The 565-nt window shown below is 62.3% G+C and carries 1 pseudogene; it reads right to left on the reverse strand.

What is annotated here, in order from left to right:
* Positions 1–565: pseudogene (locus tag J5M57_RS27955) on the reverse strand (hypothetical protein); the annotation flags it as partial.

A 565-nucleotide genomic window follows, 5' to 3' on the forward strand; every position in this document is an offset into this window, starting at 1 on the left:
GCGAAGTTGAGGTTGGCGGTGCCCAGCAGGATGCCGTCCTCGACGTTGGCCGACAGGGTGTAGCTGACAGTGGTGCGAACCACGTCGTGGCCTTCGCCGACCGCTTCGATGATCTTGTCGCTTTGGCTGTCGACGAAGTAACTGTCGTCACCGTCGCCGCCGATCATGGTGTCGGCGCCCGCGTAACCGTCGAGGATGTTGTTGCCGGCGTTGCCGGTCAGCACGTTGTCGAGGGCGTTGCCGGCGAAGTTGAGGTTGGCAGTGCCCAGCAGCACGCCGTCTTCAACGTTGGCCGCCAGGGTGTAGCTCACGGAGGAACGAATCACATCATGGCCTTCGCCGGCTGCCTCGATGACCTTGTCGCTCTGACTGTCGACGATGTAGGTGTCGTCGCCAGCACCGCCGGTGAGGGTGTCGATGCCGGCACCGCCATCAAGGATGTTGTTGCCGGCGTTACCGGTGATGATGTTGTTGAGCGCGTTACCAGTGCCGTTGAGGTTGTCGCTGCCACGCAGAACCAGGTTCTCCAGGTTGGCGCCCAGGGTCCAGTCCAGCGAAGCATTGA

The organism is Pseudomonas sp. 86_A (assembly GCF_017491705.1).
GTDB lineage: Bacteria > Pseudomonadota > Gammaproteobacteria > Pseudomonadales > Pseudomonadaceae > Aquipseudomonas > Aquipseudomonas koreensis.